The following is a 24,129-nucleotide window of genomic DNA, read 5'->3' as shown; positions in this document are numbered from 1 at the left end:
CTTGACCTTGGTAAAAATGCATACTGCCAGTGAACAGTTTTCCGGCAACTGCCCGAAGTTGAGTATCGCGGTCTCGACGGATGCCTTTTGACCGAGCGGATCAAACACCCGGGGAAAGGAGGGAAGGAGAGGCGACCATGCAACCATGTCTTCCAAGCCCGGATCCCTATCATTATTTTATAGTTGAGGGTATGCCTGCGCATGCAGCAGCAGTTCGCTTTCCTTGGCTCGGGCAGGCGTTGGCATGTTCGATTTTTTCCTTGGTAAATCATTGGAAGATTGAGGGATACGTTTCGTACGAAAAACGATCTGTTCACTCGCACTTTTCTTGATTGTTCGGTAAAAAATTAGTGTAACCTGATTATAGCATTACATGCTGATAAATAGGATTTTACCATATAAATTCGGGATTTCGGCAGACTCATGTCAATATTTCCATTCAATGCATTTTCGCTGATTTTTTTGCGTGCCGAACTGATTCCATTGAAGGAAGGGCGGGGAACGCTCAGAAATGTAATCACGATGCCAAGCACATTTGAGAATAATACAGAGATGACCGTTTACCACAAAGCAGACCTTCAAAAGCTACTGGGACTCTCCACAACCAGCCTTTGGCGGCTGGAGCGCCGGGGGCTATTGACGCCCGTTCCCGGTATCCGTCGCAAACTCTATAGCCGGGCCGCGGTAGAAAGGTTTTTGGCCGGAAAAAAATAAACTCGGAGCATTTTTTCAACCAGCAGGTTGTCGCCATTGCTCATGCGGAGCAGCCTTGATATATGAATAGTATAAATTACAACACAGGCGCCGTAAACAGGACAGTGGCGGTTCTGGAGGCGATCAAAGGTCGCAAGAATCCGCCCGGAAAATCAAAGAAACAGCAAATCGATCTGGAGATTTTAACCGGCGACTTGGATTTACCTGCTGTCGCAGGACAACCTTGTATCACGAACGATGGCACGATTCGCATGATGAACGCAAATGAATCTATAATGTTCATGAATCGCCGCAAACTCGATCCGGATGCGGCTCTCGCGATAAAGGATACTGTTTCTGGCTTCGTAGTGTACATGACAACTTTCTTCGAATGAAAAGCATATCTCCCGACGCCATCATCCACAACAAGCAGGCCATCGACCTTGACGCACCGATCGGCACAATCCACGGCGACATCAACCGCCTTCCGGGAATCAGCTCCACCGAGAAACTGATCCTGAGTGCGATCTACCAGCTCAGCGATGGCGGAGAGGGATGGTGCTGGGCTTGCGACAGCATGATCGCGTACATGGCCGGGTTGCCGTCAAAATCCCGGGCGGTCGGGTGTGCGGTATGCAGACTTCGCAAGAAGGGTTACCTCACGGAAGTTCCGAAAGGAAGAAGCAGGAAAGCTGTCACCCCGAAGCGGGTGGTGTTCCCGAAGGACGCAAAGCACACACGCCTGGTCGGAGCACGCTATCGTCCGAAGAACGCAGACAAGGACAGCTTCCTGTCCCGGGAAGACGCTTACGGAGTTTATGCGATCCACGAAACCACCGGGAAGAACGTTTTGAGACTGACGTACTGCAAGAATGCGCGTTCCGCTGCCCGTTTCGAATCTCAGGGTGAGACCTTAGGAATGATTGGGTATAATGATAATAAGACCCCTAAATCCCCGTTTCCTCCGTCCGGAACCTCGCTGCGCTCGGAACCGGACTCCGGGCCGGGGACTTCAAAATCTAACGTTGCGCCTTCGGCGATCACAAACCTTGCAACCTTCCCGGCTTCCGTTCCAGCCAGCCCGGCAAACCCCTCGCTACGCTCGGCGTCTGCCGCCGGGAGCGCAGGGCGCAAGTCGAAGCCGTTCAGCGAAAAGAAGTCTTCCTCCCGGCTGAAGCGTGAGGGCAAGCCGTGCCGGAAGGCGCAGAAGGACTACGTCGCAGGACTCGAAGCGGCTTTCCCGGAGGTCGCAGCGGCGGCAAGGTCAGCGTTCCCGGCGGATGGGCTGGGGCAGCAGGAAGCACGCAAGCTCCTCAGGACCCTGAGACGCAATACTGTGCCAGCGTCAGACTACCTGTTCATGTTCAAGTACATGAGGATCATCCCGGAAAAGTTCAACCCCGGATGTCTCATGGATCTGCTGAAGTGCGCTGGCTCGGCGGTCAGAAACTTGCGTAAACTTCTTTCAGACAAATATATGTGGTTGTCTGAAAGCATCTCTGAAAAGCTCCACGTCAGAGGCAACCGGAAGCCGAAAAAGGACCTTGAGACCGATGTGGAGACGGTGCTGGCCATGACCTCCGAGGATCTTCGGAACATCCTGGAGACAAGCATGGAACGTTACTCCTGGCTGGCCGCGGCCGAGTTGATCCGGAGAGGAGCGAAGACACTGCCTGACAGCTTGCCCATTCCCCGGATGGCGGTCAGCATGTCGCATCGCCACGACGCGTTCGCGATTGCCAGAAAGGCGACTGGAGTTGACCTCGAAAGTGTTGTAAAGCTTGATAGTTCAGGGCTTTCCCGCATGAGGGCTTCGCTCATCGAATGGTTGGAGGGTCTGCATGCTGGCTTGCATCCGATGACGCCTGTGAAAGAGATGGCCGAGGTGCTGGATGAAGTCATCGGGCTCACGCCGGAATCTGCTGCCCGGCATGCCTGGGAAGAGGCGGTCAACGCTCCCTGCAATGCGCTGACCGAGGAATTGAACTGTGAACAGGCTGCGGCCTGATGAAAGGAATAAACCATGAGTCTTACTGTTGAAAACAGGGCGGAGTTCCTTGCTGAACTCTTTTTTGCAAGATGGTCCGGGATGTTCGATTGCTGTCCGAAAGCAGCCAGCTCTTTTCTGAAGCTGGCCAAAAGGCTGCGGGCACGACACATCCCCGGCGAGTCATACGAAGGAACGACCGATCCGATGGTCAACAAGATCAGGAATCGCCTCGGTGTTCCTGCGAAAAATTTTTTACTGGATCTGGAGTGTCTGGTGTCGGACATGCGCATGAGCGCTCCTTTCAATGCTCATGATTACGACTGGGAGGGTCGGGCAAGGCTGTCGGACCTGAGCGACAAACAAGATTCTGACTTCGAGGCCATGCTGCGGGCATTCGTGCCGAAACTGGAAGCCATGATCGAGGAGTCGCTTCGGGAATCGAAAGCATCGCAGGTGCGCGGGGAAGCAGAGTGGGCAGCAGGTACTCGGGGAGGCGAGGACTACAGCCTGTCGCCTGAGCAGGAAGCAAACTACAACAAGGTGGTTGGAAACGACACATTAGATGATTAAAAAGATCAATATGAAGGATTTGAAAAAGGCTACAGGCATTGCGGGCAAGGCTGTGACATCCGGGTTCATTACCCCGCAGAAACCGTCCAGGCGCGAGGGTCTGGCGAAGGTCCGGCAGTCGCTTCAGGACGGGTCGTTCTTTGAAGCCGAGCGTGCAGCGTGCGCCAAGGCTGCCGCGGACCACGCTGGTTGCCCGGCTCCCGAAGACAGGAAGTACAAGGATCTGCAAAACGCGGCCGGCTCCCTGACCCTGAACATGCTGTCGCGCGTGGAGCGGATCCAGCTGGATCTTGATGCCGCCAAGCGCGACCTGGTTCAACTGATGCGGGCAGCAGACCTGATTGCGAAATGAGCACGCTCGAACCGACAGACCGGAAGGCTTGCGCAGGCAAGTTTACGAAACAGGAACTGGCAGCGAAGTTGATGGCTGCAGAGGCGCTGCTGACGGCTTCAGACGCACGTCTGATAAAGGTCGAAGAGGAGCTGCGGGATGCCAAGGTGAGGGCGGACCAGCTGGACGCTATACTGGGGGAACTGATCATGCACTTCCGAAACCGGGGCAGGAACATAGAAAGGGTGATCAAGCTCCAGGAACTGTACCTGGACAGAGCACTTGAGGCGAGGGAGGACCTCCGGCATGCAGACGCTCGTTGAACTGGCCGAGCAGATAGCCCGGAAGGCTCACGCCGGGCAGACGCGCCGCGACGGCATTACCCCTTACCTGTTTCACGTGGAAGGGGTTGTTCACCGGGTAAGGAATGCGGGGGAGAAGACGATTGCCGCCGCATGGTTGCACGACGTGCTGGAGGACACCAGTGAAACCTGGAAAAGTCTGCAGGATCAGGGCGTTCCGATCGACGTGGTCCGGTCAGTCCTCCGGCTGACAAAGGATGATTGTGTTCCGCACCGCGTTTACATGGATGGAATAAAAAGGGATCTCGTTGCGCGCACCGTGAAGCTTGCGGACATGCTGACCAATCTCGCGGACGAGCCGACGGTGGGGCAGATCCGGCGTTACGCGACTGATCTTCTGTTTCTGACCGAAGGCGTATGAGCTGGGAAAATCCTGTTGTCAGCTCGTCGGGCAACGTCGGCGCCAGCGTGCCGCATGAAGTCATGCTGCTGGCCGGGAAACTGAAGCGTGTTCACGGGGACGTCCGGATCACCAAGGAAAAGAACGGTTTTCATATTTATTTCGCCAGCCCGAAGGCGCTGGAACTGTACGGCAGGATCGAGCTGGAAAAGATGCATTGTTGCGTGAATGCCGACAAGGCGCTGGGACTTGGAACCTGGCGCCAGAGAGCAGGCACCTACGACATGGACCTGGTCGGGCGCTGCATGAAGACTTCGACCAGCTACCGCCTGTCAGGGCTCCTGCGCATGCCGAATCTGGCTGCCAGGGGCATCCAGGCGACCGGCAGCATGTCCGGCCAGATCCGGGTCAACGACACGTCGAGATCGCTTGTCCGGGACGAACGGGGCAACCTTGTCCCGGAGCGCCCGGGCGACACCACGATGCTGACGATGCTGCCTCCGGAGCATCCGGCGATCCAGTACCTGATGCGTCGCGGCTATGACATTCCTTCCCTGGTCGACCAGACGGGCGCCTCGTGGTGCTGGCGGGAAACGCCGGAGGACAAGGCGCGAGGGATCGGGTACCGAAATCGTGGATATTTTTGGATGTCGCGGAGGATGTTTTTGAGTGATCTCGTTCCCTTTTCGACGCCCTGCAACAACGCTTCTCTTTGTGCTATATATAATTGATAAGGACACATTGCCCTTATCCATCGCCCCGGAGAGCCGACCGCCTCCGGGGCGTTTTGTTTTCATGTAGCGGTCAAACACGAAAGGAGGCGAGAAGATGCCAGTCATCATCGAAGCCAACTACGCGAAGAAAGTCGGGTTGCCGGCCTATTCCTCGCACCAGTTCTCGGTCACGCTGAGAACGGAACTCACGGACCTGTCGCAGCTGGAGCAGGTCAACGCGGAACTCTACAGCCGCCTTCAGACGGCCGTGGATTCGCAGATTGTGCAGGCCGGGTTCATCCCCGGCGAAACACCCGCGCCACCCCCGGGGAATGCCATCCCCCGGCGCGCCGGATATGCCAGCGCCAGCAATGCCTCGCCCGCGCCTGCGCCGGCACCCGCCAGCGGGAACGGAGACGGGCCGGCGTGGCGGTGCTCGGACAAGCAGCGCGACCTGATCCTCCGGATCGTGGACGAGCACCGGCTGGACAAGGACGAGGTGGAAAACCTCTCGCAGACGCGGTTCGGGAGCGGCGTGCGGCAACTGAACAAGCTTCAGGCGTCGTCGCTGATCGATGAACTGCTCGAAACGTATGCCGACCGCAACCCGCCGGCCTCGCGCCGGGGAGGAGGCGGCACTGGCGGCACCGGCGGAAACGGAAACCGCGGCGGTTACCGCCGTGCGGCCTGGGGGAGGACTGCGCGATGATCGCCATTCCTGAACCCGGCCGTAACGGAACATCCGATACGCACGAACCGTCATCGCCGCCGCCGGAATCCGCTCCGTCCGCCTCGCCCGGATCGACCGTCACGGGCGGCGATCCGCTGGAATACGTCTCGGTCTCGCGCCTCAAATCCTTCCTCGGATGCCGCCTGCGGTTCTACTTCGAGAAGGTGCTCATGCTGGCAAAGCCGTCCAGCCCGGCGTTGCACCTGGGCCGGGCGGTCCATGCGGCGTTGCAGCACTACAACAAGGCGCGCTGGCGCGGCGGCGACGCGTCCTTCCTCGCGGTCATGGCGGCATATTACGCGGCCTTCGACAACCCGGAGGACAACAAAAATGTCGCCTGGGAAGCGACACAGCAGGAGCAGGAGGTTCGCGCCAAGGGCGAGCCGCTGCTATGGGCGTATCTGGAATGCGGCGTACACCCGGCCACCGAAAAACCCGCCGGGGTCGAGGTGAAGGTGCATGCCGACCTCCCGCAACTGGCGGTGCCGCTGCTCGGCGTGATCGACCTGGTGAAGGCCGACCACACCCCGGTGGACTACAAGACCATCGCGGCGACACCGGACCTGGACAACGAAGCCTGGCAGCACGAGCTTCAGCTGACCGCCTACACGCTGTTGATCGAGGACGCGACCGGGGAAACCTGCCCCGGCGGCGAACTCGTTTTCCTCGTGAAGACGAAGACGCCGAAGGTCATCGCCCATGCGTTGCCGCCGCCCGGCCCGATCCAGCGCGACCGGTTTGCCCGGCTGGTGGAGACCTATGCGAACGGCGTGGCCAACGACTGCTACTACCCGTCGCCGGGCATGCAGTGCTCGTGGTGCCCGTTTCACGCGGAGTGCCGCCAGTGGAAAGGAGGCCTGCCATGAGACAACCTTCCCGACCCGGACAGCGCAGCCACAGCCGCGCCGTCATCTGCGGTTTTCCGATCCTGCTCCTTGTCGCCATGCTGGGCCTGTCCGGCGTGCTGGCGGGATGCGGTCTCGGACAACCGCCGCCGGTCCCGTCCCGGCAGATCATCGACGCGCCCCGCCTTGCCGAATCCCTGAAATGGGTCGGCAGTTGCGCGGTGCTGTGCTCGCTGCTCGGCGGGGTCGCGCTGGTCATCGCCAGCGGCAGGAGGAGGAAATAGCCATGCCCGCCCTTCTCCTCCGCCTGATCCTGCTTGCGGCCCTGTCGTTTGTCGCCGGGGCGACCGTCACGCCGCTCCTCTGGCAACCGGCCCTGGTCGAACAATCCAAAACAATCCTCAGCCCCTTCGCCATGCTCTCCGGCGCGATCCTGGTCGCATCGGTGGCGTATGCCCTGGGGCAAATGCGACGCCGATGAAACCGCCCGTCCCTGTCCTCATTTTGCTGCTCTGCTTCCTCACGGGAGTGCTGGTCGGAGCCCGGCAGTGGGTTCCCCTGCTCGTCGTCATCCTTGCTCCGCTGGTCTGGCGGGCACGGGAAAAATGCCGGCGCAACCACCCCCGCGACAACCAGCCGCCATAAGCGGGGAAGCATTCAGCAACGCAACAAAAACCCGCACCGCCACGGCCCGTTCTTCCTCCGCCTTCCCGCACAAGGGACGGGAGAGGGAGGCGGGCCGTGGTGTTTAACCTGTCCGCCGATCTGGCGGGCAATACGTAACCAATAAACAACTACATCAACGTTAATCATCAACCCTCCATCATCAACCACACACCATCATGATAACATTCAGCCTGAAAACATTGCGCGAGGCCCTTGCCGGCCTGCGCGTCCTCAAGCCTGCCCGACAGACGCTCCCGGCGCTTCGCTGCGTGCGTGTCGTCGGCAACAGCGATTCCGTCCGGCTCGACGTCGCCACTCCCGACGAGCACCTGCTTTTCGAGGGTGCCGGACATTCCGACGATATCGCCACCGGCAAGGTGCTCGTTCCCTGGGAAACCCTGGACGGCGTCGCCAGGTCGGCGGATGCCGGGAGCGACATCGCCATCGAGCCCTTCCCGCAACCGACGATCCGTTGCCTCAGCGGCGGCGCGCCGGTCATCCTGCCGTTCAGGGGGGAGCCGCCGGGGGATTTTCCCGCCGTGCCGACTCCCGCCGGGCGTCCTCCCGTCGGCCTGCCGTCCGCTGTCCTCGCCTCGATGGTCGAGGCGGCGGACTGTGCGAGCACCGAAAGCAACCGTTACCTGATCAACGGTGTTTTTGTCGAAAAGCACGCCGTTGTCGCCACGGACGGACGCCAGCTCTACGCCCGCAACAGCCTCGATCTGCCATTGCCCGACGAGGGCCTGGTGTTCCCGCTCTCCGGAGTCCCCGCCGTCATCGGCAAGACCGCCGGTGGCACGCTGCTCTTCACGACGTGGAAACACGACACGTCCCCGGTCGCCCGGCTTGCCTCCGGCCCGTGGATGTGGACCACCCGGCTGATCCCCGGAAAATACCTGAACTGGCGGCAGGTGATCCCGAAGCCCGACGGCTACAAGGCTCACCTGCGCATCTCGGACGAGGACGCCGCCCGGCTCAGGACCGTGCTGCCCCGGCTTCCCGGATTTCGGGACAAGCACAGCCCCGTCTGCCTGACGATCCGTGAGGAAGGCGCGTTCCTGAACCCGCCGCCGCACCTGCCGCAGGTCCGCGTCGAACTCGGCAGGAGCCGGGTTATCCGCGTGCCGGAAGGCGAAGACATCGGCGACGTGCAGTTCGATGCGAACTACCTGCTCGGAGCACTCCGGCGGGGATTCCGCGACCTGCACGTTTGCGACGATGTGACCCCGGTCGTCATGCGCGACGGCCACCGCGTGAACATCTGGACTCCCAACCGTCCCCGTGTCGGTCCGCCTCCGGCCAAAACGTCAGCCACTCCGTCCGCCGCCCCGGCTCCGGAGCCGAAGGCGGCGGATCTCCCGGATGCGGAGCCTGCCTCACCGCAGGCCGCATCCACCAACGAAAACAAAAACGCGACCGGGGCCAACCCGGCCGCATCCACAACCCGCAACGAAAGCACAACCATGGTAGCCATCGCACAACCACGCATCGGCAACAGCACCGGCACTCCCGGCATTGTCGCCGCCGCGCCGCAAAAAACGCACGTCACCGCCGCGCCGGAGGCCCAGGCTTCCGGCGTCGATGCCGCGCAGCAGTCGATCCAGCGCGCCCGCGATCTCCTCCGGGAGTTGAACGGCACGCTGGGCAACCTTCAGGTTTTTATCCGCGAATCGGTCCGCCAGCAAAAGGCGCTCGAACGCGACCATGAAACCCTGAAGAAAAACATCCGCGCCCTTCGCACGGTCGAAGTGTAGCGCGTGTTTGCCGGATAACTACAGGACAGAGCACGGAGAACAGACGAAGGCCACGTATTCCAAAAGGAGCGTGGCCTTCGTCGTTTTCCGAAAAAACCAACCCGTCATCACCGCATCACACCAAAACAACCAAAACCCGATCCACATCATGAAATGCAACCTTCTCCTCCACTGCGGAGCCGCTGCCGTCGAACGCAGCACGCTCCGTGAAATCCGCACTCCGCTGGCCACGCCCACCTGGACGCCGATCCCGCATCTGCGGCTCGTCGAACAGATCGAGCGTGCGCTGGCTTCCGCCCGCCTCTCCATCGTCAGCCAGGCTCATGCCCTGTCGCATGGCGGCGACCGTTATTTCGGCCTCATCCAGGTGCAGAACGGTTCGCAGCACTCCGGCTATGCCTGGGTCCTGGGACTGAGAAATTCGCACGACAAGCGGTTTCCTGCCGGTCTCGTCGCCGGCTCCCAGGTCTTCGTCTGCGACAACCTCGCGTTTCACGGGGAAGTGTGTATTGCCAGAAAACATACACGCTTCATCACCCGCGACCTGCCCATGCTCACCGAAAAAGCCATCGGCCAGCTGGTTGACCGGTGGCATTCGCAGGACAAGCGCATCGCCTGCTACCAGGACGCCCGCATCGGGGACACCGAAGCGCACGACCTGATGATCCGGGCCGTGGACAGCGGTGTCTGTCCGGTCACGACGCTGCCCCGGGTTCTCAAGGAATGGCGCGAGCCGGGCTATGAGGAATTCCGGCCCCGTAACACCTGGAGCCTGTTCAACGCCTTCACCGAGGCGCTGAAAGGCAACCTCCCGATGCTCCCTGCCCGCACCCAGGCCCTGCATGGCCTGATGGACGGGTATGTCGGGCTGGCCGGGAGAAACTGACCGGCTGGCAAAGGCTCTCTTGTGAGGGCCTTTTTTTAGCTATCAGGTGATAATGTCGGGACGCGGCAGGGGCCGACCCTATGGCTGGTTCACGGCTCCCGCAGAGCCCGGGGATATCCCGGTTCCCGCCCATGAAGTTTCGAAGTGTTCACCTGCCCGGCAGCAGTCGAGTACGGTGATTCCGCTCGCCCGGATTTGTACGGGGCCGACCGCAAAGCCGGCCCACAACTGACCGAAGATCGTTTTCGGTCGGTATCTCTTCCCGCTCTGCTTGCTTTCAGAGTCCGGATGAACAGGTAAAACCTTGTATTATATTTCGGCCAGCGACAGAGGCTTGCCATCCCTCCATGAATGCGCCAACTTCCGCCCGATTCAGCGTCGCGCCTCCGGTTGTCAGCCTTATGGCTTTCGCCTTCCTGCTCACCCGATTCTTTCAATGGTTACCTCCCTCTCCCTTTGGGGACGTGACGGGGCGAAGCTCGCGTAAGTTCTCCTCTGCCGATCGGATCCTGCCTGAAACGTCACTTGGCGAGGCTTCATCAGGTGATGCAAATTCATTGCTCCTTTCGTCGCAGCGAAATCTCAGATCCCAAACCGTTATCCACCCGGCCCTATCCGTCCAGCGGACTCCGCATCCCCGGCCCATCCTGCGAAAAAAATCGGCTCCTCTCATGCCTTCGGTTCCGCTTTTTGGCTTCCGCTTTGCGAAGTTACCATACTCCCAAAAAGCCGAACTGGATCCAGGGACCAAGTTTCATTTGACTTACAACATTCCATTCATGAACATCTTACAGATGACAAAATCCAGCATCGCTGTTCCCCTGCTTCCCCCCAAAAAACCGAACCCCGAGTTCCACTCAATAACACTGTTCGGCAAAATGAAAACCAAAAAACACACAATCCTCAGCCTGATTATCGCCATTACCACGATTGCCCTCTTCGGATGCGCAGCCGGCATGGTAAATACGACTAGAAATATCCCGACCGCATTAGTCGCTAGACAATATAACGACGTCTACTCGCAGTATTCTACCCGTCCGACCTTTGCCAGCATTGAAACCATGAAAGATGGCAGCAGAGTTCTTAACATAACCATAAATGCATATGGACGCCAAGACCACTCTGCCAGATTCTACGCACAGAATGCATCACAGTATATCGCCGCCATCGATAAGTTTATAGCATGGGAGAGGCAGGCATCTGATCGCGGTGATATGATAGAGAAAGAAATCGCCATCATATCTAGCCCCAATGGATTCAAGCTCTCCTTTGACTTCTGCTCAGGAACACCGAAAGATCATTTTCTTTATATAAACGGTGCAAGCACTGGCATGCTAGGGACGATGAAAGCCACAATTATGATTTTCGATAAAGCGAACGCTGTGATTTTAAGAAAAATGATAGCAGATCTCCCCTATGCAAGCTCAAGCAATCCGGCAAATGACTATAGATGAAAGAGCCGAACAAGGCGATGCAGCCAATTCCGGTAGCTGTCACGCCTCATGCTGTCGCATGAGTCGCGCCATCTACCTCCATGGCTGATCTTGGACGTTAGGCAAAATATAATGAATAAAAAGATCATGAAACATGCAGTCCAAATTGCAAAAGCCAAGAAAGGTTTTGGCGTGACACAACTCGATTGGAGCCAAGCTAAAAACAAATATATACGTCCATCACAGCGGAGCACGTCATTTTTTACCATACGAACACTTGGAGATGCCGCAAAGTTTCTGGAGGCAATTCAAGCCGGAATCGATGGAACGCTTCGTCGGGATCAATAAATCAAGGAGCCTAACAAATCGCTGGAGCCAATGCGATTGCTGCTTCGCTGGTTTTCGTAAGGGTTTTTGATTCTCGTTACTCCCCCTCTCGCATGGCTCATCTTGGACGTTGATCTAGCTGCGATTCTGCAAGAGGGAAAAAGCAGTGGCAGCCCAATGATTTATCAGGTATCTGTTTATATAAACTATTTTGCCGATGGAGGCACAGGACAGGGACCGGTCGATTATAGGATAAACGCGTGCGTGGGTTGGTTGGCGTGATCCTGGCTGTAAACCGTGATCGTGCTGATCTACGCGGGTTGGTTACCGACAGTTCATTGGTGCGTCTTGCCCGCATGCCCTAGGCTCGTGCGTGGCGGACGGATAGGCTCCGATACCGCTGCCCCTAACGTCAACATGCATGGGCCGGCCGCCCGGTCCCTGACTTGTGCCGCCATTCGGCCTTTGAAAGAACATCCTCCCCCTCTTCGCAGACGTGGTTGGCTTATGCGCAGCGAGTCATATGATCCCAGTCGACGGTTTTGAGCATGGCCCAGACAAAGCCGGCCATTTCGCGAGCGAGGGCCACGGTGATTTTGGGCTTCATCACGCCGCGCCGGCTCAGGTGCCATGCGCGGCTGTGCAGCCGCAACTGGACCTTCCAAGCCAATTCTTTTCTGTGCACGGGCTGGCCTTCCTGCCGTTTGGACAAGTGCGCGGAGACCTTGGGCGGTAACCAGGCGTGCTGGACCATTTCGACCAGTATCCAGCGCGCATGGGCGTTGCCGGCCTTGGTGATCGAACCGAGTTTGCGGGTTTGCCCCGAGCTTTCCTCCTTGGGCACTAGCCCAAGAAACGCCATCAGGTCACGCGGATGAGTAAACCTGCGTATATCGCCCAACTCTGCGACCAGCACGGCTGCGGCGACCAATTGAACGCCACGCAGCGTCATCAGAGCCTCGACCGCCGGATACAAGCGCCACAAGGGCGCCTGCAATTCCAGCAATTGCTCCAGCCGGTTCACCCGGTCCTCGCACTGACTGATGGCCAAAAGGTATTCCTCGAGCACCGCCTTGAGCCCCGGCAACGGCAACACCAGCTCTCGCAGATACCGACGGTGCGCCTCACTCCAGTTCGCCTTGCCCGAGTAACGATAACCATGACGCAACAAAAACGACTTGAGGCGCTGCCGGGCCCGCGTCAGGTCGTGCACCGCGTCCGCCCTGGCCCGGGTCAAATCGCGCATGGCTTCGTCCGCCGCGTCCGGCACGTGCACGGCGGTCAACTCCCCGGCCCGGTGCAACCGCGCCAGCATCTGTGCATCCCGGCGGTCCGTCTTGCGCCGTGCCGCCTTGTCCACCGGCGTCTTCGATGCAGCCACCACCACGCACTCAATCTGTAATTGCATCAACCGGCGATAAATCACGTAGCCGGTCGGCCCCGCCTCGTAGGCCACGTGCAATGCCCCGCCGTCCGATCCGATCTTCCTTAACGCCTTCTCTATGGCGTGCAAATCATTGCTGATCTGCCCGTAAAGGCGAACCTCGCCCTCGCGGCCGCCATCGGCCACCGCCACCATCACTGTATCTTTGTGGACATCCAGTCCAACATAGTGCTCTGTCTTTCTCATGCGCTTGTCCTCGTTTTCAGGTTGTTTGGGTTATACTCTCAGCCTTGTGGATAGGCCCCGCTTCCCGGGGCAACCCACGCTTAGGGGACAAGCGCTCCCTTTTACAGATCGCTCTTGCCCTCAGCTATAATGTCTAGGCAGAAAAATTATGCCCGATCCCTACGAAGAAGAAATTAACCAAATGCGTAAGGACACCTACACGCATCTCGGATTTATAGCACTTTTCGTGCTCGGCGTTCTCCACGTCCTTAAACTTGTTGCCTTCGATTGGATTGGGCTGGCGGTGTTTGTCGTGGCTCTTCTTCCGCAGCTCGCGAAGTTCTTTGAGTATATTGCGGTTACAGCGAAGGGGCTCGAAGTGAAGACGAAAGTTCAGGCAGGAGTAACGATCACTCCGCCACCGCCTGAGCCTCCGGAACCACCTAGAGCTACTACGCCAGCCCCGCCATCGCCGAGCGTCACTCCGGCCGTATTTGGCTTACTCACGATAGAGGAGAAGAATATTTTGAAGACGCTTTGGCATCATCAAAAGCGAATGGGAGGCAAAACGCCCAGCAGATGGGGATTCAAGGTCGGCAACGCAGCGCCTGATCATTTCTCGTTCGCCATCGGCGTCGCGTTACTTAGGTCGAAGCGGCTCGTCTGGATTGGCGAGAAGGATCTCGTTTATTTGACCGATGAAGGTATCGACTTCTGCATCATCCACAGGCGAGAGATCTATGGATACCCTCTCCCATTCACAAAATTTGAACCAGCCTAACAAGGCGCTGCGGTCAATTCCGGTAGCCGTCACGCCTCATGCTGAGGCATGAGCCGCGCCATCTACCTCCATGGTTGATCTTGGACGTTATGTGAAAAATATTTACCGTGAAGCCACAGACTGAAGCATTTTATTACTCCATAAGTGGTTTTATCGTCGGAGTCATTGTTACTATCGCAGGTTGCGGTCTATACTTCATGGCCAAAGCATTAGTACAGACGCCATCACCCATTGTGCTTTCATCAGTTGAGATTGAAAACCGCATAAAAAATCAAGGTGTCCCATTGCCGAAAAGCGCAACTCTCCTGAATTATCATTATCAGGCAGGCCGTGACTTTCACTGTTGGATTGGTTATTCTGCCCCCAAGCATGATATCGAGAAGGCAATCGCAACTTTCCTGGCTAGCCGGAGAAGTAAAGAAAAGATGTCGTATGGATTTCCTGAAAGGCCCATAATCCGGAAACGCGGTACAGAAGTAGGGGAGCCACAAACATGGTGGCCGCTCCCCAAGGATTCATCTCTGACGCAATATGAGGGAGCATTTTTCTGGATTGGTTTTGATGAAGCCGCAGAACGGGTCTTCTTTTTTATTTATTCGATTTAGCAGTGCCTGATGCCATATTGCCCGATCATCCCGGAATATGTTTGCTTGTGACGACCTAAATAACATTTGTAGAAGGATCTTTTGCTTATGCTCGTCCAAAAAATCCAGGAACTCACCGAACTCCGTCTTCGCATTGCCAAACTAGCAGCCAGTATCGAACAGGAACGCACCGCCGAGCTTGCTGCCATTCCAGGCCAGTATGGCTATGCCGATGTCAACGACTTCATCAAAGCCCTGAAACAGGTTGTCGGCGTTCGTGGCAAGCGAGGGAAGAAAACCGCCAAGGCTCCCTCGGGCAAACCGGCAGGGAAGAGGACTCGCGCCAGGATCACACCGGAACTGAAGGAGCAGGTGAAGGCCGTAGTCCTCGAAGGCAAGAGCGGCCCCGAAATCGCGATCCGGTTCAGCATCTCTGCCCAAAGCGTGCAGAATATCAAAAAGGAATTCGGGCTGGTGACTGCTCGTGGCGAGGTGGCTCCTTCTTCGGCTCCCGCTGGTGAAGAGTCCGCGCCCATTGCTTCCTGATCTGAAATCCAATCAGTCTCATTCGTTGCGAAGCCCTGATGTGTCCTTCAGGGCTTTTTTGTGTCCTCACGCTTTGATCCGCAGCAGGAATCTGAGACCGGAGGAGGCCCCACGCGCTGCTCGCCACCAGGCAGGTCACTTCGCGTCAACGATGACGGGCTCTGTCACCGTCCGTAATCCGGCAAGTGGTGTCGGGGCAATTACAGTCCCTCACAGGAAGGTTTTTCCGTTGGCACTGATGAAACCCGTGGGATGGCGTCCTTTCCGGTCGCGGTGGGTCCAGTGGATGGTGCCGCCTTTGTCTGTCCACACATACTCGCCGTGAAACTCGATACTGTCGCCGACGGCCAGTGGTTCGACGCGCTTGGCAACGTCGATGTTGTGTGCGATCAGCAGGGTTTGGCCGTTTGCCAGCTCGATGATGAAACGCTGATGGCGGTCGCCATTGAGATCGTCGGCAAGCAGGCTCTTGACCACGCCTCTTCCGGAAACAGAAACGTCGCTTTTTTTCTGGTCGAACAGACGCTTCAACTCGAAATCGCTGTTGGCAAGCGCATCGACGGGAGGTGAAACCCCGGGTGCAGGCGCGGTGTGGCTGGCAGGGGCGGTGCGGGAGGCTGGTTGTGGTTTTGGTCTGCCATTGATACAGCCGGGATAATTGCGCACCGGCACATGCGGACGGAAGCCCGCGTTTATCGCCTCGTCGTAACTGCCAAAACTCTCCGTGCAGTTGCGGCAGTTGAAGTCGGGGCAGTCCGGCGCGTGAAAGACCCGGCTGTTGCGATTGCCGTGATATTCCTCGGCACGGACGGGGGCGGTTCCCTGCCAGAGGAAAACCAGAAACAACCCCCAGGCGAGCGCCCGGGGGGTCCATGTGGCGCGTGTGGTCATGAGCGTTATGCGAACGGTTCCGTCTCCTCGCGATCAAGCGTTTTCTCAGGATTCTCAGGATCCGCGCAAAAGGCGCGCCGTTTTGACAGAACCCCCCCTTGCGCGTCTCCGCGTGAGTTTTTTGGGCATATGACCCCGGAAGGGCCTTCTGCCTCCCCTCCGACTTCGGGCAGACGGGGGCGCACGAAGGAGGGGGCGGCGTCTTTATTCGTTCAGGGTTTTGAGACGTTCGATGATCAGGTCCTCCAGTTTTGACGGGGCTCCCTGCCGGAGGGCGTCCTGATACGCAGCGGCAGCGGCTTTGGGCTGGCGCGCTTTTTCCAGGAGTTGCCCCTGTAGAAAGGCTTCGATCGCGGCTGCGGGGTTTTTGCCGACGGTGGCTGCCTGCCTCTGCCCACAGGTGCAGTCGCCGCCCGGACGCAGGTCGCGCTCCAGTTGCGCGAGCACCGCTGCGTCAGGCCAGTGTCCGGCGTCAACGGCCTCGTCGTAAAGCCGCGCGACATAAGTTTGGGCGTGTTCGTTGTCGCGAGGCGGAGTGAGGCGGTCGGCAAGGCCGGTGAGCTTCGGGACGGCCTTGAAATACCATGCGTCCCACAGGCGTTCCAGGCCGGGGGTGCATGCGATGAGGAGGCGGGTGGCGGAGGGGAGGGCGGCGGGGCGCAGCAATTCATGCGCGGCGGGGGCGCGGTCTTCCTTGAAATACCGGGTGGCGGCGGCCAGCCGGTCGAGCGGTTCGTAAAGGCGGGTCAGGGCGTTCTTCTCGCCGGAACGGGCGGTTTTGGCTTCGGGCGAGGTTTCGAGGGCGCGGAGGTCGTCGGCGGTCTGTTCGAGGGTGTCGAGGGTGGCGGCGGCGAAGAGTTCATCGGCTTTGGCAAGGAGAGCGCCGCGCCGGACGGCGGCGGGCTGGGAGGCATTGCGCAGCGCTGTCATGTGTTTTACGATACGGACGCGCAGGGCGGGCGGCAGTTCGCCGGGCACATTGTTGGCGAGGCTTTCGAGCGATTGCCGCGCGCTGGCGTCATCCGGGATGTTTTTCTGGACGAGGTAATTTTGCCAGCGGACCGCGTAGCCGTGCATGTTGGCGGCGGCGTTGCGGGCTCTCCCGACGACCGTGTTGTAACGGACGTTTTCGTAATCAATGCCGACGCCGGCGAGTTGTTCGAGGGTGGGGTTGATGTCCTCGGGTTTTCGGGCGGCGGCAAGGGCGTCGAAGCTCGCGTCGAGGAGCGCGTTGATGCGTTTGAGGGCGTCGGCCTCGCGCGTTTTGAGGTCGGCATCAATGGCGGCGACGTAGTTTTCGAGCAGGGTGGTCATCTCCGGCGTCGGCGCGGTTCGCGCGAGGCGACGGAGTTGGCGGAGGGCTTCATCCGGGGAGTTGTTCGCCATCATCTGTCCGATGTTATCGAGGGCCTGGGTGAAGCCGTCGAGAGAGCGCCACTCATAGCTCGACCCTGATCCCGCGAGGTTGCCGCCGGCGGCAACAAAAGCCTTGGCGTAACCTTCACGGAGGTTTTTCAGGGCGTCGGCCAGCGCAGGTGTTTTTGTGGCTTCAGCGGAGGCGGTCGGGGTCGGCTCGATCGTGACGGGGCCGGCTGGCAGTCTGGCGGCGGGGAAGATGAGGGCGAGCAACGCGGCGACGACGATGTTTTTCGCGGGACGCGGGAGGCGATATGTTTTCATGGCGGGGAGAATGGTGGGAGGGACGTTGGACGTGGTTCGAGCATTACTCGCCGGGGCGGACGCCGGGCAACCGCAAACCTGTGCCAATCCGGATTCCTCCAGGATGTTATGCGGTCCGGGCGGCTGCCCGGTAGCCGTGGCGAGTGGGGCGCGGAATCACTGTCGGTGTACGGGGCACCGGTCCACGCATACCACGGATCAGGGCAGGCAAAGTGTTACGCCGGTGGCCTTGGCGGCGCGGATGAGAGCGGTATCCAGAGAGGCGAGCGGGAGGTCGCGGCGCAGGGCCAGTTCGAGGTAGGCGGCGTCGTAGGTCGAGAGCTGGTGCAGCAGGGCGAGATCGAGCGTCTTGTTCCAGGCGCGGGGTATCGTTTCGGTATCGACCGAAATCTCGTAGGCTCCCAGCCGGGAGAAAAAGCCCTCGATGCCCGCCTGGTCGATGCGGCCCCGGCGTTGGGCGCCGATCAGGACGTTACCCAGTTCCAGATGCCACAGCGCCGGAACCCACGCCTCGGCTCCCGCCGTGAGATCGTCCAGCAACCGGTCGGTGGCGTCGGTCGCCTCGTCCTGAAAAATCCAGGGAAGGGTGGCGGAGCAGTCGAGCACGAAGGCGGGAGTCATGCGCGCCCCTCCTCACGGAGTGAACGGACATCGAGTCCGCCCAGGCGGTAGCGTGAGCGCAAGGCGCGCAGGGCGGTGGTGGCCTCGGCTCGCTGCGCTGCGCGGTCGGCGTCAAAGCCGACCAACCGGGCAACAGGCCGGTCATGCTTGGTGATCGTAAACGTTGCCCCTTGGGAGACGCGCTCCAGGAGTTCGCCCAGTTTGGTCTTCGCCTCAAAGGCACCCACGACATCGGAGAGAGGTTTCATGGTCTGGAAACTGGTTGAATAAACCAGTCTGTCAAGAATAAGGCAATATCCAAGCATTTCGAGCCAGCCTTTTTTCGGAAGCAATGGGAACGTCGGCCTGCTAATTATTCATCCAGATTTCCTTCTGAATCGTGAGATTTTTTTGATTACAAATTATAGTTCTGGCTGCTTTCGGAGCCTGAAATGGAGGCGTATCTAGAGCCACTCCGGGATAGACCAATAGCTGGTCTCGTAATCCAGATGACTGATATAAAGTCGATCTCCTTTATTCACCTCAAACTTTAGTTCGGCCCATCCCAATGAGCGCTCCTTGCCGGCTTTTATGTCAAGAGTCGCTATCTTTTTGACGGTTGGATGCCACGTGGGGCCAAATTCTATGCGGATCTGAAAGGTGAGATCGCGGTCGCTTGTGTTTGTTACTATCCAGACATAACCCTTCCCGACCAAAGAAGGGCGGCGAGCCACTACAACCGGAACAGGAGGGCGGGGCGGTGGATCGGAACACCCTGTCAGGAGCAGCAAGCATGCGAAGATCAATACAATTGTGCGGTATGTTTTCATGTCGTAATTTCAATATTTTTCCGATGTCAGGGATGTGAGCCATGGACGGTTGCTAAACCAGCAGGCACAAGTGAAGCAGCTATGTCAAAAAGCTCAAAATCGGCCAACGTGTCTTCTATTTCTACAATATTCCATTTGTTTTTCGCATACATCTTGAGGTGTTCTCTTACCCGTATCCGCAATTCCTTGTCATCCGATATAAAAGTGCATTGGTTCCCCTTGCGCGCCTCGCTGGTTATTATCTTTACGATCACAGGATCGGCATAAGCGCCAATCTTGGCATCCATGGAAATCGGTGTAATATTAAGTAGGCTCAGCTTTTGGAAATATTCGATTCTGTTGATTGCCAGCCTGGAGCGCCTGTTCCGGTCTTCTCTATATACAGTGCCTTTTTTGATGTTTGAGATTTCATCAAATTGTTCTCCGAAAAGAACTATACTGTGTTTGCAGTTTTCACACCATTCTTTCAGGAAAACAAAGAAAGAGTCGTAGTCTTCATTCATCCAGATGTTGGAATCAATGATGAAGCAGGATGAAGACCAGTACTTGGACCAGCGCTTGAACATCATGTTGATATGTTTTCGCATCTCGTTCCATTCCTGCTCTCTGTCGCGTTTTTCTTGCCGCCGGGAAATACACACAAATAGGATGCTGATGACAATCAAGCCAGATACGAGGGGAAGCCAGTGAATAGTAATGAATGAGGTCAGGGCATCAAGGAATGAACTTACGATACTGATAAAGATTTTTACAATCTTGAAAACAAACCAGACTACGAGAATTGCTATGATGATGAGTAGTGGCATGATGGATCTTTAGCTTTATCTGACGAAAGCTTGGCCTAATTACTTGCGCCTCCGCCAAATGGTTACTCCCAGGCAACAGAGGGAAATGATTACACCCCATGTGGCAGGCTCGGGGACGGAACTTACATTCACGCTGAGATTGTAACCGTCGAAGGAGAAGTGGTAACCATCGAATATTCCCGTCCACAATCCATTGTCTGTTTGTGTGAGTGTGCCGCTGATAATCCCGGTCAGTATCACACTGTCGAATGCTCCGGTCTGCTCGCCAGAGTTGAAAACCGTCGAGGTCCATAGCGGAGTAGTCAACGTGTCGGTTGTGGTTGCCCCTGTGAGTACGGATGCTGACTTGAGGGTTTTAACGACGATTCTGGGATCAAGGGAGCCTTCTTGAAAATTGAAGAGCAGATCGCCGCCCAAAATCAGTTCGTTACTTCCTGTATCAAGGAGTCCGGTGCCCGTCATGCCAACATCGAAGGCCATCCCTGATCCAGACAAATCGTAAGCAGTGCCGAGAGCCGAGAGATCAAGGGTTGCGCCAGTTCCAATGAAATAGGTTTTGCTGGCGCTCAACGCGTTTATGTTACCCACAACCAGTGTCCCCTGGCGAATAATCGTGGCTCCCGTATAGTAGCTTTGCCCGCTGATGGTGAAGGTGCCGGAGCCGGTTTTGGTGAGGTTGCCGGTGCCGGTGAAGCGTGCGGAAGAACCGACCTCGAAGGAGCGCGTGTCAATGGTCATGCCGCCGGCAGCGATCTCCACGACGTTGTAGCTGCCACTACCCGAGATGAAGGAGTTCATGCTGTCATTTTGGGTGGCGCGAAGGGTGCCGTTGTCAAAACGGAGAGTGGCGGGATTTTCATAGCCGTAGTTGCCGCTCATGTAAACACGACTGGTAGAGAGGATGCCGCCGTCGGCCACTTCGAGGGTGCCGCGTTCGATGTTCGTGTATCCGGTGGCATCGCTTTTGCCGGTGAGGCGGAGTATGCCGGTGCCTTGTTTGCGAAGGTCACCCGTGCCGGTGAAGCGGGCGTTGGCGGTCACATTATAAACGCCGGTGTCGACGGTCAGGGTGCTGACAAGCGTGGCAACGGCAGTGCCCGGCGTGGTGCCGGAGAGGAACGAGGCGCTGTCACTTTTGGCGCGCAGCGTGGTGTCGCCGGAGAAGCGGACGTTCGCCCCGTCGCTGATCGTGATGCCGGTGGTGCCCAGGTTGGCGGAACTGAACGCAAGGGTGCCTTCGTTGACAAAAATGCCGCCGACCTGATTGTCGGAGCCATCGCTGATGGTGAAGGTGCCGGAGCCGGTTTTGGTGAGGTTGCCGGAGCCGGTGAAACGGGCGGAAGAGCCGACGCTGAAGGCGCGGGTGTCGATGGTCATGCCCCCGGCGGCGATCTCCACGACGTTGTAGCTGCCACCACCCGAGATGAAGGAGTTCATGCTGTCATTTTGGGTGGCGCGAAGGGTGCCGTTGTCGAAGCGCAGGGTGGCGGGGTTCTCGCTGCTGTAGCTGCTCATGTAAACCTGCCGGGCGGAGAGCACGCCGCCGTCGGCCACTTCGAGGGTGCCGCGCTCGATGTTCGTGTATCCGGTGGCATCGCTTTTGCCGGTGAGGCGGAGTATGCCGGTGCCTTGTTTGCGAAGGTCACCCGTGCCGGTAAAGCGGGCGTTGGCGGTCACATTATAAACGCCGGTGTCGACGGTCAGGGTGCTGACAAGCGTGGCAACGGCGGTTCCCGGCGTGGTGCCGGAGAGGAACGAGGCGCTGTCACTTTTGGCGCGCAGCGTGGTGTCGCCGGAGAAGCGGACGTTCGCCCCGTCGCTGATCGTGATGCCGGTGGTGCCCAGGTTGGCGGAACTGAACGCAAGGGTGCCTTCGTTGACAAAAATGCTGCCGACCTGATTGTCGGAGCCATCGCTGATGGTGAAGGTGCCGGAGCCGGTTTTGGTGAGGTTGCCGGAGCCGGTGAAGCGGGCGGAAGAGCCGACCTCGAAGGAGCGCGTGTCGATGGTCATGCCCCCGGCAGCGATCTCCACGACGTTGTAGCTGCCACTACCCGAGATGAAGGAGTTCATGCTGTCACTTTGGGTGGCGCGAAGGGTGCCGTTGTCGAAGCGCAGGGTGGCGGGGTTCTCGCTGCTGTAGCTGCTCATGTAAACACGACTGGTAGAGAGGATGCCGCCGTCGGCCACTTCGAGGGTGCCACGCTCGATGTTCGTGTATCCGGTGGCATCGCTTTTGCCGGTGAGGCGGAGTATGCCGGTGCCTTGTTTGCGAAGGTCACCCGTGCCGGTGAAGCGGGCGTTGGCGGTCACATTATAAACGCCGGTGTCGACGGTCAGGGTGCTGTCGAGTGTGGTAACGGCAGTGCCCGGCGTGGTGCCGGAAAGGAACGAGGCGCTGTCACTTTTGGCGCGCAGCGTGGTGTCGCCGGAGAAGCGGATGCTGGCCCCGTCGCTGATCGTGATGCCGGTGGTGCCCAGGCTGGCGGAACTGAACGCAAGGGTGCCTTCGTTGATAAAAATGCCGCCGACCTGATTGTCGGAGCCATCGCTGCTGATAGTGAAGGTGCCCGTGCCTGTTTTTGTGAGGTTGCCGGAGCCGGTGAAGCGGACGCCGGAGGAGGTGCCGACATCGAAGGAGCGGGTGTCGATGGTCATGCCCCCGGCAGCAATCTCCACGGCGCTGCCGCTGCCACCGCCAGAGATGAAGTCATTGTAGGTGCCGTTTTGGGTAGCGCGCAGGGTACCGTTGTCGAAGCGCAGGGTGGCGGGCGAACCTGATATATTGATCTTACCAGTAGAGAGCACCCCACCGTTCGCAATCTCAAGCGTGCCTTGTTCAATATACGTATTGGCAAAATTGTTTACTCCGGTAAGTCGAAGCGTGCCTGCGCCGTGTTTGGTCAAATCGTCGCTTTCAGAGAAGAGGATGCTGGCATTGGCCACCTCAAGCGTGCCTTCCGCAATGTCTGCATTTCTGAAAGAGCTGTCTTGCCCGGTCAGACGAAGCGTGCCCGAACCTTTTTTGATCAGTTCGCCAGAGCCGGTGAAGTTGACGTTGGTTGTGATATCGTAAATATCCGAATCAATGGTCAGCATGTTGTCACTGGCTCCGGGAGCGGAAGCTCTGACCACCACAGAATTGGCGCTACTAATGAAGGCATCATTATCGTGCGTTGCACGCAAGGTAGTCGCTCCCGTAGTGGTGAGAAATCCATTTACAGCCAGCGTTCCTTTTCCAATTAAACTTTTCCCTGTAATATTGAGCTTCCCGTTCACGATCATTGTTCCCTCCTTAAGCTCAAGAGATCCCATGTAACCAGAGTTATCAGCGTTGAGAACGAGAGTACCACCGCCTTGCTTGATGAGGGTTGGAGTTCCATAACTGCCCTTTTGGGTCGAAATAGAATCTTCGGCAGCGTTATAATTTGCATCAGTGGTTGCCCGTCCGATCGTGAGGGTCGCCACGGGGGAAATATTGAAGGTTGTCTGGCCAGAGGAATACATCTGAAGAAAACCGCCCGCAGCGGCAACCGCAACAGCATTGCCACTATAGGTCGTACCATCATAAGCGACGTTACCCGTGTAGCTTGCGTCTTTGGTGATATTCAGCGTAATTTCTCCTCCTGCATTATAGATGGCTCCACCATCGTTTTTGGCTGAATTGTTTGAAAAAATGGCATCGGTCAGTGTTATTTTTCCTCCCGACCAACTATTAAGCGCCCCACCTTTTCCCGCCGAGTTTCCGATGAAGGTGGCATTGGTTGCCAATACTGAACCATAATTATTAATCGCTCCTCCATGGCCGCCACGATTATTTTGGAAAAGCGCATTGTTCAGCACCAATGTGCCCGATGCATCATTGTTGATGGCACCGCCGTATGCCGTCCCGTCGCTGGCGGAGTTGCCGGAGAAGATGACATTGGCTAGCGTAGTTGTACCGGAATTATAGATAGCGCCACCGTGACTGGCGGAGTTGTCGGAAAAAGCGGCATTGGAGAGTGTGATTGTTCCAGAGTTATAGATCGCGCCACCTCTGCCGGAGTTATAGTCACCGTAACTGTTGACGACAGAGTTACCGAAGAAGATGACCTTGCCGGTGCCGCCGGTCTCTGCGGGCGCAACGGTGAGGCTGCTGCCGCTGCCGATGTTCATCGCTCCG

General features: G+C 58.0%; 25 protein-coding genes. 17 read left to right on the top strand and 8 right to left on the bottom strand.

What is annotated here, in order from left to right; genetic code table 11:
- Positions 1 to 668: 668 nt before the first annotated feature.
- Positions 669 to 758: a hypothetical protein gene (locus tag OPIT5_01345; GenBank protein AHF93954.1), complete on the bottom strand. Its 90-nt coding sequence runs from the start codon at positions 756 to 758 to the stop codon at positions 669 to 671.
- Between the two features lie 18 nt (positions 759 to 776).
- Here OPIT5_01345 and OPIT5_01340 point away from each other — a divergent pair, with 18 nt between their 5' ends.
- From OPIT5_01340 to OPIT5_01270, 15 genes are all read left to right on the top strand, one after another.
- Positions 777 to 1,088, top strand: a complete 312-nt coding sequence (locus OPIT5_01340; GenBank protein AHF93953.1) for a hypothetical protein — start codon at positions 777 to 779, stop codon at positions 1,086 to 1,088.
- Positions 1,085 to 2,701 carry a hypothetical protein gene (locus tag OPIT5_01335; protein AHF93952.1) on the top strand — a complete coding sequence of 539 codons (1,617 nt, stop codon included), beginning with the start codon at positions 1,085 to 1,087 and terminating at the stop codon, positions 2,699 to 2,701. The genes OPIT5_01340 and OPIT5_01335 overlap by 4 nt, the downstream gene beginning before the upstream one ends.
- Positions 2,702 to 2,782: 81 nt before the next feature.
- Positions 2,783 to 3,253 (top strand): hypothetical protein, encoded by a 471-nt coding sequence (locus tag OPIT5_01330; GenBank protein ID AHF93951.1) that lies wholly within the window; start codon positions 2,783 to 2,785, stop codon positions 3,251 to 3,253.
- Positions 3,246 to 3,605 (top strand): hypothetical protein, encoded by a 360-nt coding sequence (locus tag OPIT5_01325; GenBank protein AHF93950.1) that lies wholly within the window; start codon positions 3,246 to 3,248, stop codon positions 3,603 to 3,605. Before OPIT5_01330 ends, OPIT5_01325 begins: the two co-directional genes overlap by 8 nt.
- The gene (locus tag OPIT5_01320) at positions 3,602 to 3,907 is read left to right on the top strand and encodes a hypothetical protein (GenBank protein AHF93949.1); all 306 of its coding nucleotides are present in this window, start codon (positions 3,602 to 3,604) and stop codon (positions 3,905 to 3,907) included. Before OPIT5_01325 ends, OPIT5_01320 begins: the two co-directional genes overlap by 4 nt.
- The gene (locus tag OPIT5_01315) at positions 3,891 to 4,307 is read left to right on the top strand and encodes a guanosine-3,5-bis(Diphosphate) 3-diphosphatase (GenBank protein AHF89109.1); all 417 of its coding nucleotides are present in this window, start codon (positions 3,891 to 3,893) and stop codon (positions 4,305 to 4,307) included. The genes OPIT5_01320 and OPIT5_01315 overlap by 17 nt, the downstream gene beginning before the upstream one ends.
- Positions 4,304 to 5,017: a hypothetical protein gene (locus tag OPIT5_01310; GenBank protein ID AHF93948.1), complete on the top strand. Its 714-nt coding sequence runs from the start codon at positions 4,304 to 4,306 to the stop codon at positions 5,015 to 5,017. The genes OPIT5_01315 and OPIT5_01310 overlap by 4 nt, the downstream gene beginning before the upstream one ends.
- A gap of 97 nt (positions 5,018 to 5,114) precedes the next feature.
- Positions 5,115 to 5,708 carry a hypothetical protein gene (locus OPIT5_01305; protein AHF89108.1) on the top strand — a complete coding sequence of 198 codons (594 nt, stop codon included), beginning with the start codon at positions 5,115 to 5,117 and terminating at the stop codon, positions 5,706 to 5,708.
- Entirely contained in the window at positions 5,705 to 6,595 is an 891-nt protein-coding gene (locus OPIT5_01300) for a hypothetical protein (protein AHF89107.1), read from the top strand. The genes OPIT5_01305 and OPIT5_01300 overlap by 4 nt, the downstream gene beginning before the upstream one ends.
- Positions 6,592 to 6,858 carry a hypothetical protein gene (locus OPIT5_01295; protein AHF89106.1) on the top strand — a complete coding sequence of 89 codons (267 nt, stop codon included), beginning with the start codon at positions 6,592 to 6,594 and terminating at the stop codon, positions 6,856 to 6,858. The genes OPIT5_01300 and OPIT5_01295 overlap by 4 nt, the downstream gene beginning before the upstream one ends.
- A gap of 2 nt (positions 6,859 to 6,860) precedes the next feature.
- Positions 6,861 to 7,055, top strand: coding sequence for a hypothetical protein (locus OPIT5_01290; protein AHF89105.1), 195 nt, complete (start codon positions 6,861 to 6,863; stop codon positions 7,053 to 7,055).
- On the top strand, positions 7,052 to 7,219 hold the full coding sequence (locus OPIT5_01285) for a hypothetical protein (protein AHF89104.1): 168 nt from the start codon (positions 7,052 to 7,054) through the stop codon (positions 7,217 to 7,219). The genes OPIT5_01290 and OPIT5_01285 overlap by 4 nt, the downstream gene beginning before the upstream one ends.
- Before the next feature lie 197 nt (positions 7,220 to 7,416).
- Positions 7,417 to 8,994: a DNA polymerase sliding clamp subunit gene (locus tag OPIT5_01280; GenBank protein ID AHF89103.1), complete on the top strand. Its 1,578-nt coding sequence runs from the start codon at positions 7,417 to 7,419 to the stop codon at positions 8,992 to 8,994.
- Positions 8,995 to 9,142: 148 nt separating this feature from the next.
- Positions 9,143 to 9,880 (top strand): hypothetical protein, encoded by a 738-nt coding sequence (locus tag OPIT5_01275; protein ID AHF89102.1) that lies wholly within the window; start codon positions 9,143 to 9,145, stop codon positions 9,878 to 9,880.
- 671 nt (positions 9,881 to 10,551) lie between these two features.
- Positions 10,552 to 11,334 carry a hypothetical protein gene (locus OPIT5_01270; GenBank protein ID AHF93947.1) on the top strand — a complete coding sequence of 261 codons (783 nt, stop codon included), beginning with the start codon at positions 10,552 to 10,554 and terminating at the stop codon, positions 11,332 to 11,334.
- Between the two features lie 811 nt (positions 11,335 to 12,145).
- Here OPIT5_01270 and OPIT5_01265 read toward each other — a convergent pair.
- Positions 12,146 to 13,270 carry a transposase gene (locus OPIT5_01265; GenBank protein ID AHF89101.1) on the bottom strand — a complete coding sequence of 375 codons (1,125 nt, stop codon included), beginning with the start codon at positions 13,268 to 13,270 and terminating at the stop codon, positions 12,146 to 12,148.
- Between the two features lie 148 nt (positions 13,271 to 13,418).
- Here OPIT5_01265 and OPIT5_01260 point away from each other — a divergent pair, with 148 nt between their 5' ends.
- Both OPIT5_01260 and OPIT5_01255 read left to right on the top strand, forming a co-directional pair.
- Positions 13,419 to 14,030 (top strand): hypothetical protein, encoded by a 612-nt coding sequence (locus tag OPIT5_01260; GenBank protein ID AHF93946.1) that lies wholly within the window; start codon positions 13,419 to 13,421, stop codon positions 14,028 to 14,030.
- A 692-nt stretch (positions 14,031 to 14,722) separates the two neighbouring features.
- Positions 14,723 to 15,160: a mucin gene (locus OPIT5_01255; protein ID AHF89100.1), complete on the top strand. Its 438-nt coding sequence runs from the start codon at positions 14,723 to 14,725 to the stop codon at positions 15,158 to 15,160.
- 210 nt (positions 15,161 to 15,370) lie between these two features.
- Here OPIT5_01255 and OPIT5_01250 read toward each other — a convergent pair whose 3' ends face one another.
- The 6 genes from OPIT5_01250 to OPIT5_01225 all read right to left on the bottom strand — a co-directional run bounded on the left by OPIT5_01250 (position 15,371) and on the right by OPIT5_01225 (position 23,066).
- Positions 15,371 to 16,051: a hypothetical protein gene (locus OPIT5_01250; protein AHF89099.1), complete on the bottom strand. Its 681-nt coding sequence runs from the start codon at positions 16,049 to 16,051 to the stop codon at positions 15,371 to 15,373.
- A gap of 204 nt (positions 16,052 to 16,255) precedes the next feature.
- Positions 16,256 to 17,731, bottom strand: a complete 1,476-nt coding sequence (locus OPIT5_01245; protein ID AHF93945.1) for a hypothetical protein — start codon at positions 17,729 to 17,731, stop codon at positions 16,256 to 16,258.
- Positions 17,732 to 17,929: 198 nt separating this feature from the next.
- Positions 17,930 to 18,352 carry a twitching motility protein PilT gene (locus OPIT5_01240; GenBank protein AHF89098.1) on the bottom strand — a complete coding sequence of 141 codons (423 nt, stop codon included), beginning with the start codon at positions 18,350 to 18,352 and terminating at the stop codon, positions 17,930 to 17,932.
- On the bottom strand, positions 18,349 to 18,579 hold the full coding sequence (locus OPIT5_01235) for a prevent-host-death protein (protein ID AHF89097.1): 231 nt from the start codon (positions 18,577 to 18,579) through the stop codon (positions 18,349 to 18,351). The genes OPIT5_01240 and OPIT5_01235 overlap by 4 nt, the downstream gene beginning before the upstream one ends.
- Before the next feature lie 608 nt (positions 18,580 to 19,187).
- A complete protein-coding gene (locus OPIT5_01230) occupies positions 19,188 to 19,967 on the bottom strand; it encodes a hypothetical protein (protein AHF93944.1) in 780 nt (259 codons plus the stop codon).
- 39 nt (positions 19,968 to 20,006) lie between these two features.
- Positions 20,007 to 23,066 (bottom strand): hypothetical protein, encoded by a 3,060-nt coding sequence (locus OPIT5_01225; GenBank protein ID AHF93943.1) that lies wholly within the window; start codon positions 23,064 to 23,066, stop codon positions 20,007 to 20,009.
- Positions 23,067 to 24,129 lie beyond the last annotated feature (1,063 nt).

The organism is Opitutaceae bacterium TAV5 (assembly GCA_000242935.3).
Taxonomy (GTDB): Bacteria; Verrucomicrobiota; Verrucomicrobiia; order Opitutales; family Opitutaceae; genus Geminisphaera.
Note: the sequence above shows the minus strand (reverse complement) of the source record. Positions and strands in the feature narration are given on the sequence as shown.